Below are 16,895 nucleotides of genomic sequence, written 5' to 3' on the forward strand. Positions count from 1 at the left end.
AAATTAGCAAGATGAAATTTAAAACATATACAAAAAAATTAGGAGTGTTTCTATTATGTATAGGAAGCTTAACGGGATGTAGCGTAGACGATGTGAAACCTATAAATCAACTTACTGACGAAAATGTTATTCGTGATGGGAAATCTGCCCAACAGGTATTGAATGGTGTATATTCGGGCTGGAGACAATTTAATCTAGGCTATTATCCAATTTTATTGGCAGCTGAAGGTAATGAGGGTGTTTTAATATCAGCACTTTCGGGAAGTACAGGTTTTAATACTAATGAGATACCTGTAGAAAACCCTCTTCTAACCGAAATTTACAATGCCCACTATAAGATAATAAATCAGGCAAATTTTCTAATTCAGGAAATTGAAGCTGGAAAAGCAACTGATATTTCAGAAGAAGAGCAAAAGCATCTTATAGCTGAAGCAAAATTTAACCGTGCATTTGCCACCTTTAAGTTATTGCGCAATTTTGGTGAATTTTATGATATGGATTCTTCAATGGGGATAGTATTGCAAACGGATTTTTCTAATTCAGTAGATGCCGCTCCAAGAAATACCGTACAGGACGTTTATAAACAAATTTTTGATGATCTGGAATATGCAGTAGAAAATGGCCCTACCGGGGTACAACATTATTATGGAGGCAGTTTAGCTTCCAAAGCTTTATTGGCAAAGGTGAAATTGTATGCTGGAGATTACGAAGCTGCTTCAGACCTTGCTATGGAAGTGATTAAAAATGAGGAAGGCTATAGTCTGGAAGCCAGTTATAGTAGCATTTTTGCTAATCAAATGAATTCTTCTGAAGTAATTTTCGCTCCATTTGCTGCCCCAGGTTCAGAAGGAGGGGTTCCTATGTATCAGGTAAAGCAAACAAATCCTAGTCCTGTATTAGATAGTTTGGCCAACAAACAGGTAGAAGGAGAAGGAGAACTTACAGGAATGGGAATGGGGTACGACCCCAGGTTCTTATTTGCCTATTCTGAAGCTACCCAGGCAAGTACCAGAAATGCAAAATATCCAAATGAAAGTTTTGTAAATGGAAGAACCAATACGAATTACCATCTTAGGTTAGCAGAGATTTATTTGATTTTTGCTGAGGCAGAGGTGCGTGAAGATGGAGATTTGGATGAGGCTTTAGCAGCTCTAAATACAATTCGTAATAGAGCAGGAGTTATGTTAAAAGAAACCAGCTCACCTGAAGAAATGTTAGAGGCAGTTAGAGAGGAAAAACTCCTTGAATTGTTTTTCGAAAATGGAGAAGGTTGGTTTGATTTAATTAGATATCATAATTATGGCGATGTAAATGCTTTTGATGTTAAAGCTTCCTTGAATAATAAAAACCAATTTATAAAACCTATCCCACTAAAAGTTTTAACAGCGAATAATCAACTGGAACAAAATTCCGGTTACTAAGAATAAATGTTTGAATTAGTTGAAGTTAGAGGGGGGAGCCCTACTTCCCTCTTTTAACTTAAATGCTTTAGTGTAAAAAATAAAATAATAATAATGAGAAAAATTTTGATGATTGTCCTATCTGCAACTATGTTAATGGGATGTAATGAAGAGAAGGAAGTACAAAAGGATTATGCGGTGATTTCCGGTACCATTAAAAATCCTATAGAAAATAGAAAGATTAGATTATATGATTATGAAAATCAAAAATCAGAAATTATAGAGGTAGATGAAGAGGGAAGATTTCGGGATACTTTAAGATTAGAATCCCCAACCTTTTTTAACGCTAGCTACAGTTCTATGTTTCCTTTATATTTAAGTAACGGAATGGAGCTAAATTTAAAATTTAAAGATTCTGCTGCTAAACCTGAGGCATCAGGAAAAGGAAGCATAACTTATAATGTTCTTAAGAAGAAAAATGAGTTAGCTGCAGGCATATTTGAGGATTATAAAGCTTTTTTCAGTCAACCAGAAGATTCTTATAAGAAAGATCTTAAACAATATAATGAAGACTTTAAAGAATTAATAGCTGCTAATAAAGAGGAGTTAGATTCTAACTTTGTAAATAAACAGGAGAAATCCCTGGAAACATTTAATAAGCAAATGGATGCAGAGTTTGAGCGTTTTAAGGAAATAAATGCTAAGCTTGCGCCAGGAAAACCATCTCCAGAGTTTACGGACTATATTAATTATAATGGCGGTACCTCATCTTTAAAAGATATCCTTGGGCAATATATTTATATAGATATGTGGGCTACCTGGTGCGGTCCCTGTAAATATGAAATTCCATTTTTATTAAAACTTGAAGAAGAATATAAAGACAAAGACATTAAATTTGTTAGTATTTCTATAGACGCAAGGAAAGATGAAGATAAATGGAGAAAAATGATTGAAGATAAAGAACTCACCGGAACCCAATTGTTGGCCGATAATGAATACCAGTCTCAATTTGTACAGGATTATTTTATTCAGGGAATTCCAAGGTTTATTATCCTTGATCCACAAGGAAATATAGTAGACTATGACGCTCCAAGACCTTCAGAACCAAAATTAAGAGAAGTTCTTGACGGACTCGATATTTAATTTTTTATAAGTAAATAATTATAAAAAGCTCTTTCCTTTTAACGGGAAAGAGCTTTTTTATTTTCCTGTAATCGCAGGTAGAACTTAAAAATCGCACCAATTAAAATTTTTTGATTATTTGGCACTTAAAGGATTTTAAAAAGAAACAGGTCTTTGACCTACAATAAAGTTTAGATAGAACTCAAGTTTAAAGAAGGAAAACTAATAATAAACCGTTTTTCTTAATATTGACGTTGCAACTCATACTAAGCCTAATTGGTTATTGCTGTTTTTCTCTATACTCAAAAATCAAACTTCGCTGCATTGCAATTGGGAAGTAACTAACGAAACCAGATATTTAATTTAAAATACTGATATAGATCTTAAGTATTTATTCAAACTCAAGGCTGGAATATAATTTTTAAATCTTGTTTGTCATTACCTATCTAAGCACTGATCCCATGTGATCTCAAAATATCAAAATTGAATTTATTAGAAATAAGAAAACCCCACAGTTTGATAATTATATAGTATCAAAATCTGTGAGGTTTAATTAATTTATCCTGAAAATCCATTTTTCAGGATGGGATTCAGGTTAATTGAGCGAATATTATTTCACTATAATTTCATCAAGAAAAATAAAACTGGATTTCCCTGATCCGGTATGCCATTCGGGTAATGGTCCCATAGACTTTACTAAAACCTTGATATATCGTGCTTTTTCTTTTATTTCTCCCGAAGAAAAATTCTCAATAATCAAACCTTGTTTTTGCGGATCTATATTGTTTTCAGCAACGGCTATTTTTCTAAATTCTTTTCCATCATTAGAAACATAAAACTCTACACTTTCCGGGAGCATAATCCAGGAAATTAAACGTTGAAAGAAATCTGCAGAAATCTCATTAATTTCGGTTTTTGCTTTTAAATCTAAAACCACTTCAATGTCCTGGCCGGCATATCCCTGCCATCTTCCATCACCAAAATCTTCAGAGCCTTTTAATCCGTCTGTAAGTCCGCCGGGACCTCCCGCAGCATAAGCAGGATTGGCTGTACTCACGCGGCCCTTTATTTTTGGCTTTGCTCCAAGGGCTTTATGCACATTAAAGTATTTAGCAGAGATTTCCCCTACTTTGGTGTTTTTAAAAGCCCTTGCCTTAACCTCTGCATTTTCTGTAACGCTTAGAGCTCCTTCGTATAACGCGCTATCTCTTGTTGGTTCCCCGCCATTGGTTGTATACCTAATTTCTGTACCGGGATAAAGAGTGCTTAAGCTAATCTCCATTTCTCCAGGGCGTATGGCCTGGCCGGAATCTATAAATACATGCGTTTCCAGGTCTAAGAGTTCGCGAGCAGTCTCATCATACTTATTTAGATTTTCTGTAAGCCAATACTCCCGGTTTTCAGCTTGCCACAAATTGATATAATCTATTTTAAGTTGATGCAACTCTTTAAATAACTCATCCCGGGTTTGTTTAATCTCATCTTTTGATATTGCATTCGGGTTACTGTGAGCTTCCTGTAAATCGAGAATAAAGAGGTTTTTCTTAGCAGCAAAAGCTGCTCTTTCTGCCGCATTTTGTGCAACTTGAACTACTATCTTTTCCGAATTGGTTTTTGCTATTTTTCCCTCCAACTCTTTGGCAAGTGCACTTGCTTCTTTAAGCATTAATTTGTTGGCATCTTTAACTTTTTGTACTTCTTCTTTTGGATAGAAATCAAAAATACTTCCCCAAATAGAAGCGTTGCTCATACTTCCAAAAACCGGAATTTCCCTTAGTTCCCTAAATTTATTTAAGGATTTCATGATGCTTTCGCCATTGTCCATATCAAAAAACAATTGATCCATAGCCTTGTTAAAGCTGCTTAACCTGCCTTCTCTCTCTTTTTTGGCCTGCGTTTCTTCCTGGCTTTCAGTTGGGTTCCAGGCCATTTCTGCACCCCAAATAATGCCGTGCCAGTTGGCATTGAATAAGGTTTCTCCATCGTCATCCCATGCGGTATTTATCATTCCCATAGCTCCATATTCTTTTCCGTCTCTCACATAATTGGCAATGTTTTTTACGGCAACATCTAGATTAGGATAGATCTCACTCCAGTTTCTCACCCCGGGTGCAACCATAAAGTCAAAGCCCGATTCTTTAAACGGGATAATAGCCTGATCAAAACTATCTCTGGGATCGTAACCCCAGGAAAGAATAATAAGGTCTTTTGGCAAAAGATCTATAATCTCTTGATGGTTAACAGCAATATCGCCCCACATCATAGTTCGTTTTCCGTGCTTTTTTAGAATTTCATCCAGCTTATTAATATGCATTGCATATACGGCTTCCATTCCTAAAGAATCTACTAAAGCTTTTGCTTTTCCAGATCCCAGGCCATCGGTCTCATCGGCGCCAATATTGAAGAAGGGATGGTCATAAGCCTGGGCGGCATCGCCAAGATACTCGTCTAAAAACTCATAGGTAGCAGGACTTCCCGGATTTAAATTCCATTTATTATCGGCTATTTCATCATAGAAAGGATTTTTTAAAATTTCCTCCATATGCCCAAAAGCCTGTTGGTTACCTATAAGCACAACATGGTATTGTGCGGCAAATTCTTCCAACTCGTTAATTTCTTCTGGAGTAAAAGAATCTAAAGGTGCTATATCTGCAAACTTCTCGTTACGAAGGGTATGCTCGGTATAAAGGTTTAAAAAATTTAGTTTATACTGCGATAGTTTGCGAATGGCATTTTTTATAAAATCTAGCGTTGGAATTGGTCCCCGACTAATATCGTCCATCCAGCCCCGATATTCCAAAGCAGGCCAATCTGTAATTTCCAAAGCAGGTAAACTCTTGTTTTTTGCAGTTTTTATAAGCTGTCTTAAAGTTTGAACCCCATAAAACAAGCCTTTTTCGGTATTGGCTATAAGCTTTATTTGATTCTCTTCAATTTTTAGCCAGTATCCCTGTTCTCCAATTTCCTGAAGTTTTTCTGAATTAGGCAGGTACTTTTTTATTTTAGAATCGGGGTTCTCTTCAAGTGCATATAAAATAATAGAAGCTTTTTTAGGCGATTTTACAACTTCTGAAGCAACTCCCATTTGTTCCGTTAATTCATCTTTTAACTGCTGAAGGGCAAAATCATTATGCTTTGAGCTGTTAATCCATAAATCCTGAGTTTTTTCCAGGCTAAATTCCGTTTCCGAAGAAATTAATTCCTGGGGTTTAGGAATAACAGTAATTTCCTGCGCTTGCATCCCAGAAAATAAGAACCCAAATAAAATGAGCGGTATAGCAATGCTCATTTTATTTCTTAGACTTTTTTTATTCATAATTATAGGTGATATTTAAGATTGATTTAAATGTTTGTATTTATAAGTGCTATTATACAATAGACCTCACAAGTTTTAATAACCTGTGAGGTCTATTTATTTAGAATTTCAGATAAGTTGGGCAATACTTCCAGTTGTCACTGAATACCATTAGCCGCGTACTAATTACACTCTGTAAATTTAAAACTGTTATTTTAATTATTCACTTCTTTGCCGCCAAAATCTTCCTGTTGCTGTTCCACTTCTTTAAGTTTTATAGCATTTAATTCTTGTTGCAATTTCTCAACTTTTTCTTCAAGCTCTTCCTGGCTTTTACTGCTTTGTTCTACGGTTGAATTCCTATTTAACTTATAAGCTGCCAACTCTTCGGAATCATATACCATTTTCTTTTTAGCAGAAACACTATTAAAAGTGATTTCACCTGAAACTGGACGTTGTGAGCCTTTCATTCTTAAAGAAGCTTTTACCGTAATTTCTCCCGGAATATTTGTGGTTTTTACCAAAACTGGTGCGGTGCCCCAGCTTAATTGCTGCGGGTTGGCAACATAGCTTTGATTACCCAGAATCTCACCTTCTCCAAAAATTTCAAATTCGAGGGTACTATTGTTTAATCGCTTTATATTTCCTTCCTTATCGGTTACAGCCGCAATAAGAGTAACAAAATCAGATCCGTTAGCTTTTAAATCCAGGTTTTCATCATCTATCCAAAGCATAATTTTTTCTGGTCTAAGTGCCGGTCTTATCGTATCTGTAGCCACCAATTTTCCATCTATAAAGCCTTCAGCCTTTAAAAATACCTCGTTGGCTTTTCTGGCCCTGTGCTTTTCTTTGATATCCATAAAATTATATACATCTTTAAACACTATAGGTGGGAAGGGCATACCTTCTCTGTCTTTATCTACTTTATGCGTAAAAGTTTCTCCATTTTCAAATTTGGTTAATCTTACTTCGTCACAATTAGAGAACACAGTTACATCATTTGGAGAAAACGGAGTCATTTCATTGGCGATATAAACCATAGGGCCGGTTTCAGCAATAAGATCTGTTTTTTCGGGATTTCTTTGTGCTTCAAACATATAGTAGGAATACTTTGGCTGTCTATAAGCATCCATTATTCCGCCGTAAAAAGGATCGGGATGGTAACCTCTTTGGTGATCAAAAGGATGCCAAAGGGCACCACCAATATGCTGCTTACTGGTTTTATATAAAATATCATAACTTATATAAGAGTACGGTGGTACCGAGTAATGTTGTGCTTGTACCAACATCGGGTTTTCTCCCCAGGCACGAGAAACCCGGCTGGGAGAATTGTGCGAGTTCCAATTGTCTACGTTATCGCCCCACTCGCGGGTAAAATAAGTTTTTGATGGATCTGCCTCTTCTTCCGGAAGCATTTCAAAAGGGTAGGTGTAGAGAATATCAAAATGTTCACTTCCCTTTGCTTCCAGGTCACAGGCAGAATGAGAGTTAGGATAAGGAAACTCTGCTTCTACAATATCTTTGGTGTTTTTGGCAAAAGCATCTGGATACCAGGTTTCATTTAAGATGGGTTCCCAAAGAAAAAGGCTGGCCCTGCTGCGATCCCGACGCACCATATTTCGAATATCCTGGTAAACAAATTGTTCAAATTGTGGGTCTTTATTCCAAAATTGCCATCCTGGTGTATTTACAATAACAAATAAGCCAAGCTCATCTGCTGCGTCCATAAAAGCAGGATCTTGCGGATAGTGTGCATTTCTAATTAGAATCATTCCCGCATCTCTAAGTTTTTTCGCATCCTTCCAATGCACATTATTGGGAACAGCATTCCCTACCAAGGCAAAATCCTGGTGACGGTTACCACCAATAATAGGTTTGTTATAAGGTTTTCCGTTTAGCCAAAATCCTTCTTCGCCCTTAAATTCCAGGCTACGAATACCTATGCGTTTGCGGTAGCCATCAACTACCTTTCCTTTGTTGTTTTTAATTTCAACCTCCAAATCATATAAATGAGGATGTTCAGGTGCCCATAATTGCGGATTTCTAATACTTTCTTCTGAAGTAAAATGTGCTGCCTCGTTGGCTTGAAGGTTAATCTTTTCACTGACTTTCAATTTGACTTTACCCTCACTATTGTAAAGTTTATAGGTTATTTTACCTTGAAAGTTTGTTGCATTCTCATTTCTAAGGTGCGTTTTAAGCAAAACTTTTGCTTCTTTTTCTGAAACTTCAGGGTAAGCAACTAAAAGTCCGCCGCCGGCAGTTTCATTTTCATAATTGGCATTTGTAATATGCACGGGATTATGGGAGATTAGCCAAACATCACGATAAATTCCGCCTAAATAGGCGAAGTCAAGAACTTCCTGGTCTTTTCCGGGAGGATAGGAGGGATCATTACTGTTATCTGCCCAAACAGCAATTACATTGTCTTCACCCCAATTTAAAGCATCGGAAACATCTACAATAGCCGGTAAATAACCGCCAAAATGTTCCTTTAGTAGTTTTCCGTTTACGTAAATTTTAGATTTCCCCATAATGGCTTCAAAATGAAGAAAAAGTTTTTTGCCTTTTAATTCAGCATCTGGAGTAAAGTGCTTTCTATACCATACTTCCCCCTGGTAATTAATACCACCACTTGCTTCTTGTGGAAGATATTCAATTCCGTTAGGAATATTTACTACAGGCCAGTCTTTATCATTAAAATTTTTCTTTTCTGCATCTTTTAGATCGCCTTTGTGAAATCTCCAGGCTGGGTTCATAGAAAAAGAGTTTCGGCCGGTTCCCTCCAACTCATGAAAGCCCGCAGTAGAAAACTCGGGTTGGTGTTGAGCCTGCATCGTGAACCCAATTGCTAAAAACAGTAGTACTAAAGTCTTTTTTAAAAACATTGTTTTAATTGTATAATTTATAATGTATTCTGAAAAATGTATAATGTATACTGTAAATTATATAATGTATTCTGAAAAATGTATAATAAATATGATTTACGAATCCCAAATCCCAAATCCCGAATCCCAAATTACCGTATCATCACATCACCCCATCATCGCTTATAAACCCGCACCCAATCTACCAGCATTTCAACGGGCAAATCTTCATCTTTTATGCTGCCAACCCAGTTTCCACCAAGTGCCTGATCCAGTATAATAAAGAACTCCTGGTTGAAAGGCCATTGCTTGGAATCGGCATTTTCAATTTTTGGATAAGAAAATGTCTTTTTTCCATTGACAAAGAAATCTAAGCGATTAGGATACCATTCTACGCCATAAACATTATAGGCATCTACCTGAAATGGAACGGTAGTAAAATAGGGTGGATAATCTTTTTTCTCTTGAATATCTATATAATTGGTGTGTAAGGTTTGATAAACAATGGTATCATAATTTAGATGCTCCATGATATCTATTTCTCCACTATGCGGCCAACCACCATATTCGGGGTCTTGTGGCATCATCCATATGGCCGGCCAGGAGCCTTTTCCTTTATCTAGTTTAGCCTTCACCTCAATTTTCCCGTATTTAAAAGAAAATTTATCGGTGGTTCTAATACAGCCAGTATTGTATTTTACGGAATCATTTTTATTGGTATTCAGAATGCCACGCAAATGTAATTTGCCATCTTTAACGAAGCGTGTAGCATCTGAATCTGTGCAAAACCGTGCCCAATCTGCCAACTTTCTGGGTGAGTGAGACCATTTAGCTGGATTGGGTTTGCCTTCGTTTTCAAACTCATCCTGCCAAATTAGATCCCATTCCTCCTGGGGTTTATCCTGGACTTTTCCTGTACCACATCCGGCTACAAGACAGGCAAAAAATATAATTACTATCTGTTTCATCTGATTTAGTTTTGAAGATATTTTTATCGTGTATTGTTAATATTCTGATTTCTCAAAATAATCTGAATGGAATCGTATTCCATTACTTTTCCATCTTCTATAATGTCCCTGATTAAGGCGTTTTGTAAAATCCTCAAAATTTTTATCGTCACTATTGCTCCAAACAGCTTCGCTAAAGGCAGCCATTCTTGGGTGTAGCATATATTCCAGATGCTCTACCGAAGATATAAACTCGGTCCAAATCGCAAATTGTGAGCCTAAAACGTATTTAGCCTCTTTTGCACTTAATGCTGCTGGGACCGGTTTGTAATTATAAACTCGTTTTAAGGTATTTATAGAGTAGGGGCCTGCTTGCGGTTCTCCTTCCGGTTCCGCCTGATACCGATTAAAATAAAGTGGATCACTAGGACTCATCACTACATCGTGCCCTGATTTTGCTGCTGCTATTCCTCCTTTTTCACCCTGCCAACTCATTACCGTGGCATTTGGCGCTAAGCCACCTTCCAGAATTTCGTCCCAACCAAGGAGTTTACGGTTGTTTGCCTGAAGAAATTTCTCCATTCTTTTTATAAAATAACTTTGCAGACCTTTTTCATCTTTCAGGTTTTCTATTTTAATTCTTTCCTGGCAGGATTCACATTTTTCCCAATAAGATTTATCTACTTCATCTCCTCCCACATGAATATATTCTGAAGGAAAAATATTCATGACTTCCACCAATACGTCCTGTAAAAAATGAAAAGGGGCTTCTTCTCCGGCGCAATAATTAAACGCCATATTTTCGGTGTCTGTCACATCGTTCCAAAGATTTGATCCTGGAGGATCCTGTTTTGGCTGTGCGCAGGAGAATTCTGGGTAAGCGGCAAGAGCTGCGGCAGAGTGTCCCGGCATTTCTATTTCGGGAATTACAGTAATATTCCGTTTTGCTGCATAAGCAACCACTTCGCGGGCTTGTTCCTGAGTGTAAAACCCGCCATAACGGTAAGGCTTCCCGGTTAATGGTTCAGCATAAGTAGAATCTTTTTTGTAAAAAACACTACCAGGAATTTCTTCCCGCCAGGCTCCAACACTGGTTAGTTTTGGATATTTTTTAATCTCCAATCGCCAGCCTTCATTATCGGTAAGGTGCCAATGAAAAGTATTTAATTTGTAGAAAGCCATTAAATCTAAAATTTCTTTAATAGTTTCTACGGAATAAAAATGCCTGCTCACATCCAGCATCATACCACGCCAGCCAAATGCCGGTTCATCGGTAATTTCCATAGCCGGAAGCGTAATTTTTTCGTTAGTGCGTATGCCTGGGAATAATTGTAGAATACTCTGCATTCCATAAAATATACCCGCGGTAGTAGGAGCAGAGATAGCAATATTATCTGCAGAAATTTTTAATTGATAGCCTTCTTCTGCTAAATCTAAATTTTTATCTATTTCCAGTTTTATCGACTTTCCTGCAGTTTGATTTATCGGAAGCTGAATTCCGCTTAAACGTTTTACCTGATGTTGAAAATAGATGGTCATTTCTTCTAAACCATCGTTTTTAGAAAATTGAAGAGAAGTATTTTTATCTACTTCAAATGCCCCTGATGCAAGATCCATTTTTGTAGGTGCGGGGATAAGCTGAGCTTGCATTGAATTAGATACTCCAAAAAGGAATAGAAAAAGAATTAGAGCGCTAAAGCTTTTTTTTAGCCATAAACTTTTATCAGCTGAAATAACTTTTACTCTAGCTTGCGGTGTTTTGTGTGAGAGAAACTCCGGAGATAAATTTCCGGAGTTTCTTTTGAAATTGATCTTCATAATTACTGCTTATTTATCTTCGTAAACCTTAATAAACTGCTTATCCAACTCTTCAGAATCTTTATACTTTTTCCGGGTTTCTTCTAATTTTTTCATCATCATTTCCCTTACTTCAGCATAATCTGGATCGTAGAATACATTGTGTAATTCTTGCGGATCGTTTTTACGGTCGTAAAGTTCCCATTCATCTACATCATAGTAAAAGTGGATGATCTTATAATCTTTGGTAGCAATGCCGTAGTGTCTTTTTACTGCGTGCTCTGCAGGATATTCATAATAATGATAATAAACAGCATCTCTATCCCAGGCCTCTTTTTCTCCTGTTAATAATGGTAATAAGCTTTTACCCTGCATTTCATCTGGTGCATTCACACCGGCAGCATCTAAAAAGGTTTGTGCAAAATCCAGGTTTTGTACCATTTCCTCTTCGGTGATACCTGCTTTTATTTTATTAGGCCATTTTATAAGTAAAGGAGTTCTAAAAGATTCTTCATACATAAAACGTTTGTCAAACCAACCGTGCTCTCCAAGATAAAAGCCCTGGTCTGAGGTATAAACCACAATAGTATTATCAGATAAGTTGTTATCATCTAAATAATCAAGTACTCTACCTACGTTTTCATCTACTGAAGCAATAGTTCCCAGGTAATCCTGCATATAGCGCTGGTACTTCCATTTCATTAAATCTTCATCATCCATATCTGGATATTTCTCTTCAAACTCTTTGTTTATTGGATCGTAAATTCTATCCCAGGCAGCTTTTTGCTCTTTGTTCATTCTATTGGTAGGATCACCCAGGTAACGTTCTTTTATTCCCAAATTTTTAACCGTAGAATCTTTCAATTTATTGTCATTAGTAAGGATCATGTGGGTAAGAATATTCATTTCAGCCGTTTTTGCAGCTGTACTTTTGCGGCTTTTTGGCTCATCTAGATTGTATTCCTTAGACGCATCGGGAGAACTTGCTTTAAGGTCTTCTGGTTGAATACGGGTGTAGTCATCAAAAAGGGTTTCCGGTAATGGGAATTCTTTTTTTGTGAATTCTTTGTAATGTCTTTCTGCTGGTAACCATGCACGGTGGGGAGCTTTGTGTAGATACATCAACAAGAATGGTTTTTCCTTATCGCGTTTTTCCTCCAGCCAGTTTATGGTAAGATCTGTAATAATATCGGTAACATAACCATCTATTACCGTATCACCGTCTTTAGTTATAAACCTGGGATTATAATAACTTCCCTGGCCGGGTAAGATTTTAAACTCATCAAAGCCTTTTGGGTTGTTTCCAAAGTGCAATTTTCCAAACATTGCGGTTTGATAACCGGCATCCTGTAAGATTTGCGGGAAAGTTACATTAGTCGTGTCAAATTCGCTGAGGTTGTCTATTTTGCCATTTAAATGACTGTGTTTCCCGGTTAAAATAACCGCACGAGAAGGCGCACAAATAGAATTGGTTACAGAGGCATTGTCAAAAAGGACACCTTCCTGCGCCAGCCTGTCTATATTTGGGGTGTTAATAAGCTTATTATTATAAGCACTTATTGCTTGATAAGCGTGATCGTCAGACATCATAAAGACGATGTTTGGACGTTTACTTTCTTCTGTCTTTTTTTTCTCTTCTTGATTCTTACAAGAAAATAAGGCTGCTGCTATTCCTAGCGAGCAAAGTAAAGTTTTGTAATTTGACATGAGTTTAATTTAGATTTTCGTTTTTGATTTAATGCATACGTATTAAGTTAGATAGCTGCTTTATGCCTTATATGGTAAGTCTGTTTTAGACACTTAACAATATGGGCAGACATTAATTTAACTTTTTAGCATTTCGTATATTTTTTAATTCCTCTTTCATCTTCTTCGTTTTTTCGGGCATTTTTATGGCTAAGTTTTCCGTTTCTCCGGGGTCTTTTTTTAGGTTGTAAAGTTGTGGTTCTTTATTAAACCCGGTTTCTATATCTACACCCCAGGGCACCATTAATGGGCCAGAGTTAGGTTCTATATATTTATAATCTCCCTCAACATAAGACAATACATTTCTAATAGCTTGCTGTATCAGGGATTCTCTTCCATCCTTTTCCTCACCTATAAGAGCTTTCCATTGGTTTTGACTGTCTATAGCCTTGTTCTTGGCTACATGTTGCCCGGTCATGGTAGCAAAAGACCTTAGGAAGTCTACCTGGCTCATTAATGCAGTAGATTCCTGGTTCGGTTTTATTTTACCTTTCCATTGTACTATAAACGGTACTCTTGTGCCGGCCTCGAAGCTGCTGTATTTTCCGCCACGGAACTTGCTAAAAGGATTGTGATCACCTAATCTTTCTGCCGCACCATCTACATACCCATCATCTAAAACAGGCCCGTTGTCACTGGTGAAAATTATAAGTGTATTTTCTTCTAAATTTAATTCCTGAAGCTTTTTCTGAATAGCACCTACCGTATAATCCAGTTGAACAATAACATCTCCACGAGGACCTTTTCCGGTAGTGCCGGCAAAACGTTCGTGCGGTACGCGGGGTACATGAATATCATGAGTTGAGAGGTAAAGAAAAAATGGAGAATTGCTATTTTCTTCTATAAATCCAGTCGATTTTTTTATCAATACATCAGCTATGTCCTCATCTCTCCATAGGGCTTTTTCTCCACCGCTCATGTATCCAATTCGGCTTATTCCATTTGTAATACTCTGATCGTGACCGTGAGAATACATCATTTTTAATTGCTCAGGGTTTTTGCTTCCGGTAGGCTTGTCATTTATGTTTTTGCGATAGCTTACGCTTATCGGGTCTTCCGGATCTAGGTTAACTATCCGGTGATTTTCTAAGAAAACCGTTGGTACCCTATCGCCCGTGGCAGGTAGGAGGTAGGCATAGTCAAAACCTATTTCTAAGGGGCCGGGTTTAATTTCTTTATTCCAATTTATGGGAGCTTCTTTTCCCAGGCCAAGATGCCATTTTCCTATTGCAGCAGTTTTGTATCCCGCTTGCTGCAAAACCCCTGGAAGCGTTGTGCGTCCAGGTAAAATAAGGCTGGTAGCATCTCCAGGCGCCACTCCAGTCCCTTTTTTTCTCCAGGCATATTCTCCTGTGAGCATGGCATAACGCGAAGGCGTGCAGGTAGCCGCAGTTGCATAGGCGTTGCTAAATTTTAAACCATTTTTAGCCAAATTGTCAATATGTGGTGTAGGGATTTCTCCTCCATAACTGCTAATATCCCCATACCCAAGATCATCGGTATAAATAAGTATAATGTTCGGATTGTTGCTTTGGCTTTTAGCAATAAACGGTATAAGGCCCAACGAAATGAACACTAAGAAATAAATACCGGATTTAAAGTTAATTTTCATCTGTAAATTTTTATAACAAAAGACAGGTTCATAACAAACCTGTCTTTTAAAGCTAATTCAAACCTAATAGTTAATAAACATATATTTAAATTTTTACTTATATTTTTATGAAACCTTATTAATACTCTGCCGGAATTGCAGCAGATTTAGACCATCCTGGGTTTTGATATAAAATCCCATCTGCATCAACAGAGTTAGTTAAAGTAAATTGATCTAAAGGTACAGGATCCAGGTAATGTGCTTCAGGGAATGAATAGCCCTCATAAGCTCGGTTTGAACTTTTTATTCTAAATGGCTGAAAATAAGTAGAGCCTCCATTTTCTGGAGAATAAGATACATTTTCCCCTTGTTCTATTTGAGTACCATAGTCTTCATCGTACTCTTCCCAAAGATTAAAGCCTTCAACAATATAATTTTCCATAGTATCAAAAGCACTCCATCTGTATATATCGAATAGACGCATACCTTCAGCAATAAATTCATTTCTGCGCTCACGTCTTATATTATAAAGTACAGCATCTACCTCGTTTCCTGCCGAAAATTTTGCAAGGTCGCGCTCTTTCTCCAGATTAGTATTGGAAATGGTCTTCTGAATATCGGTATCTACTCCGGCTCTTTCTCTTAAGCTTTTCCAATAAGTAGTAGCTTTGCCGTTTAGGCTTCCTTCTTTTTCGTAAGAAGCTTCTATATAATTTAGATAAGCTTCTGCTATTCTAAAAATAGGCGTCTCAGTGGTACCAGAGGTGGAAGATTCGGCTTGCGTAGGGTCTGTAGTCATCCATTTTTGTAATTGGTAACCAGAAGTCACACTTTGCCAACCCGAACCTGAAGTTAAATCTGGATAGTCAAAAAACTCTTTTGAGCCATCGGGATTTTCCTTTCTTACATCGCCTTCAGATAATACAGAAACCTGTAGTCTTTGATCTCTATTGGTTACTACATCTTCTAAAGTAGCGTCACCTTCATAACCGGAACCTGCGGCATAAATAGGCAATCCATTTTGCATAAGGTAAGACTCCACCAGTGATCTGGTATAACCTACCCCGCCACCGGTACGTTGTAAATAATGTGTTGCACCGTGACCTAATACATTTTCAATTCCATAACTTTTATAAAAAAGCACTTCATCTATACTTTCCAGGTTTTCCGATATAAACATTTTTTGGTAATCGTTATACAAATTATATTTACCTGCAACATTATCGGCATATTTCATGGCTTTGTCCAGGAAGTACTCAGATTCTGCAGCAATACTTCCAGAGGGATAAGAAAAGTTAGGATGCTGAGATACTCCAGGCCAATTTGGCCCTCCCGGAACCCTTGCAGTACCCTGGTGATATTTTAGCCAGGTGCCTTCAAACAAGGCTACTCTTGATGCCAACAGTTGTGCAGATGATCTTGATATCCTGTTTTTAGATACACCATCCTGAAGTAAATCTATGGCTTTGGTAAGGTCTTCCAGTATAAAACGCGCCACTTCATTTCTGGGTTCGCGCTTGCTAGCCAATATTAGGGTTTCCAGATCATCTGGTAAAACCTCTTTTACTATAGGGAAATCTCCAAAAGCCTGTAATTTATTAAAGTAGAACCAGGCCCTAAAAAAGTAATTCTCCCCCCGATATTGACGCACCTGTGCGTTCTCGGCATCTAATACATCTGCAGCTATACGTTTTTCTATAGTTTCAATAAAATAATTAGTCTCTCTAATATTTGAGAAATTCCAATCGCCTAATCCGTTACCAGCAGAAGAAGGAACCAATTTATAATCCTTCAATAAATTTTCCTCTTCAAAAGGGCCAATTAAATCATCGCTATTTCTATCTGTAGCATAAAGTGAATTTCGGCCGTATTCTGAATTAACATCAAAAGAGGTATAGAATTTATTTACAAAAAGTTCCAGGTCTGAAGGTTTATTAAAATAAGCTTCTTCAGATAAGAAATCTTCGGGCTCACGTTCTAAATAATCTTCGCAGCTTTGTGTTAATATACTTGTGGCAAGTACAGTAAATACAAAAAATATTCTTTTCATCTGTTTATAATTTTAATCCCAGTTTGGGAATTCATCACAGGATAACCTCCCTGTGTGTTGCTATTCTTTTGGGTCCAGCA

The 16,895-nt window shown here is 37.2% G+C and carries 9 protein-coding genes; 2 read left to right on the plus strand and 7 right to left on the minus strand.

Annotation, left to right across the window (positions count from 1 at the left end):
• Positions 1-11: 11 nt before the first annotated feature.
• A complete protein-coding gene (locus B5X51_RS12475) occupies positions 12-1,421 on the plus strand; it encodes a RagB/SusD family nutrient uptake outer membrane protein (protein WP_079721521.1) in 1,410 nt (469 codons plus the stop codon).
• 93 nt (positions 1,422-1,514) lie between these two features.
• Positions 1,515-2,543 carry a TlpA family protein disulfide reductase gene (locus B5X51_RS12480; protein ID WP_079721522.1) on the plus strand — a complete coding sequence of 343 codons (1,029 nt, stop codon included), beginning with the start codon at positions 1,515-1,517 and terminating at the stop codon, positions 2,541-2,543.
• A gap of 589 nt (positions 2,544-3,132) precedes the next feature.
• Here the strand turns inward: B5X51_RS12480 and B5X51_RS12485 are convergent.
• From B5X51_RS12485 to B5X51_RS12515, 7 genes are all read right to left on the minus strand, one after another.
• Positions 3,133-5,838: a glycoside hydrolase family 20 zincin-like fold domain-containing protein gene (locus B5X51_RS12485; RefSeq protein WP_079721523.1), complete on the minus strand. Its 2,706-nt coding sequence runs from the start codon at positions 5,836-5,838 to the stop codon at positions 3,133-3,135.
• A 194-nt stretch (positions 5,839-6,032) separates the two neighbouring features.
• Positions 6,033-8,705, minus strand: coding sequence for a glycoside hydrolase family 2 TIM barrel-domain containing protein (locus tag B5X51_RS12490; protein ID WP_079721524.1), 2,673 nt, complete (start codon positions 8,703-8,705; stop codon positions 6,033-6,035).
• Between the two features lie 155 nt (positions 8,706-8,860).
• Entirely contained in the window at positions 8,861-9,652 is a 792-nt protein-coding gene (locus B5X51_RS12495; RefSeq protein WP_079721525.1) for a glycoside hydrolase family 16 protein, read from the minus strand.
• 36 nt (positions 9,653-9,688) lie between these two features.
• Positions 9,689-11,449: a beta-N-acetylhexosaminidase gene (locus B5X51_RS12500; RefSeq protein ID WP_217699545.1), complete on the minus strand. Its 1,761-nt coding sequence runs from the start codon at positions 11,447-11,449 to the stop codon at positions 9,689-9,691.
• Positions 11,450-11,458: 9 nt separating this feature from the next.
• Complete coding sequence (locus B5X51_RS12505; protein ID WP_079721526.1) at positions 11,459-13,135, minus strand: sulfatase family protein; 1,677 nt, start codon at positions 13,133-13,135, stop codon at positions 11,459-11,461.
• Positions 13,136-13,247: 112 nt separating this feature from the next.
• Positions 13,248-14,786 (minus strand): sulfatase family protein, encoded by a 1,539-nt coding sequence (locus tag B5X51_RS12510; RefSeq protein WP_079721527.1) that lies wholly within the window; start codon positions 14,784-14,786, stop codon positions 13,248-13,250.
• 118 nt (positions 14,787-14,904) lie between these two features.
• Positions 14,905-16,815: a RagB/SusD family nutrient uptake outer membrane protein gene (locus B5X51_RS12515; protein ID WP_079721528.1), complete on the minus strand. Its 1,911-nt coding sequence runs from the start codon at positions 16,813-16,815 to the stop codon at positions 14,905-14,907.
• Positions 16,816-16,895 lie beyond the last annotated feature (80 nt).

The organism is Salegentibacter holothuriorum (genome assembly GCF_900168045.1).
GTDB lineage: Bacteria > Bacteroidota > Bacteroidia > Flavobacteriales > Flavobacteriaceae > Salegentibacter > Salegentibacter holothuriorum.